Source organism: Nostoc sp. 2RC (assembly GCF_014222165.1).
In the GTDB taxonomy this organism is placed as follows: Bacteria; Cyanobacteriota; Cyanobacteriia; order Cyanobacteriales; family Nostocaceae; genus Nostoc; species Nostoc linckia.
Map to the genome: position 1 here is coordinate 1 of NZ_JACKZU010000663.1, position 1821 is coordinate 1821.

1 protein-coding gene is annotated in these 1821 nt (G+C 43.4%); it reads left to right on the top strand.

The features are described 5' to 3' along the window. Positions 1 to 335: 335 nt before the first annotated feature. On the top strand, positions 336 to 1811 hold the full coding sequence (gene gatB / locus GNE10_RS34255; RefSeq protein ID WP_099071963.1) for an Asp-tRNA(Asn)/Glu-tRNA(Gln) amidotransferase subunit GatB: 1476 nt from the start codon (positions 336 to 338) through the stop codon (positions 1809 to 1811). The last annotated feature ends 10 nt before the right edge of the window (positions 1812 to 1821 follow it).

Below are 1821 nucleotides of genomic sequence, written 5' to 3' on the forward strand. Positions count from 1 at the left end.
TAGTTAAGTATTGCAAAGAAATGCCAAATCAATCCTTCAGGAATATTCATTTAGCAAAACAATATGATATGGCAGAATTCAGAATTCAGAAACCGGAATTGTAAATTAAAATCGGCTTTCGATCTAGCTACCAAAGCTAGATGGCGTACTTGATACTTATTTAAATTTGCTGTGTAAAGTGTTACGCTTAGTCCCTTATTATTTTGACTAATGACAAACAGCGCACTAAGTTTCTTATAGTTAGGATAATTCACCCAAATAACCGTCTTTAGGGCAACTCCATACGCCGCTACAATAGTAGCACTAGAAAGGATTGTGCCCAAATTAGTGATATTATGACCTCTGCTACAACTGTCAAGACTGAGTACGAAGCAATTATTGGTCTAGAAACCCATTGTCAACTCAGTACTAATACGAAGATTTTCTCTAGTAGCTCCACAGCATTCGGCGCTGACCCCAATACTAACATTGACCCCATTTGTATGGGTTTACCTGGGGTTTTACCTGTACTAAATCAAAAAGTATTAGAGTATGCCGTCAAAGCTGGTTTGGCACTGAATTGTCAAATCGCGAAATACAGCAAATTTGACCGCAAACAATATTTTTATCCAGATTTACCGAAAAATTACCAAATTTCTCAATATGACTTACCCATCGCCGAACATGGTTGGTTAGAAATTGAGTTAGTAGACGCTGAGGGAAAACCTAGCCGCAAACGCATTGGTATCACGCGTCTGCACATGGAGGAAGATGCGGGAAAATTGGTACATGCGGGTAGTGATCGCCTTTCCGGTTCTGCCTATTCTCTGGTAGACTACAACCGCGCAGGTATACCCTTAGTAGAAATCGTCTCGGAACCAGATTTGCGTTCTGGAATCGAAGCTGCTGAATATGCCCAAGAACTACGGCGGATTATGCGCTATCTTGGTGTCAGCGACGGCAACATGCAAGAAGGATCTCTACGTTGCGATGTCAATATCTCTGTGCGTCCAGTGGGACAAGAGAAATTTGGCACCAAAGTAGAAATTAAAAACATGAACTCCTTTAGCGCCATCCAACGCGCCATTGATTACGAAATTGAACGGCAAATCGCAGCTATCGAAGCAGGGGAGCGCATCATCCAAGAAACTCGGCTGTGGGAAGAAGGCGCACAACGCACCGTTAGTATGCGGACTAAAGAAGGTTCCAGCGATTACCGCTACTTCCCCGAACCAGATTTAGCACCAATTGAGGTGTCCAACGAACAATTAGAAAAATGGCACAGCGAACTACCAGAACTACCAGCGCAAAAACGCCATCGTTACGAACATGAATTGGGGCTTTCGGCTTATGATGCGCGAGTTTTAACAGAAGATCGTCCTGTATCCGAATATTTTGAAGCAGCGATCGCGGCTGGTGCAAATCCCAAAGCTGCTGCTAACTGGATTACTCAAGATATTGCCGCATACCTCAACAAACAAAAACTCAGTATTACTGAAATCGCCCTGACTCCCAGCAACTTAGCTGATGTCATCGTCCGAATTGAAAAAGGCAAAATTAGTAACGCCCAAGCTAAAGAAAAGCTACCAGACTTACTCAGTGGTATTTCTCCAGAAAAAGCTTTTGCCGGTCAAGAACTAATCAGCGATCCTACCGTACTCGAACCCATCGTTGATGAAGTCATAGCCGCCAATCCCAAAGAACTAGAAAAATATCGCAACGGTAACACCAACCTCAAAGGCTTCTTCGTGGGACAAGTTTTGAAAAAAACAGGCAAACGCGCCGATCCGAAGCTGACTAACGAATTAGTCGAGAAAAAGCTCAACGGGTAGAGTCGGGGCA

Bases quoted from the DNA above. Each gene is read 5' to 3' on its own strand.
- gatB (WP_099071963.1), top strand. From the start codon at position 336: ATGACCTCTGCTACAACTGTCAAGACTGAGTACGAAGCAATTATTGGT.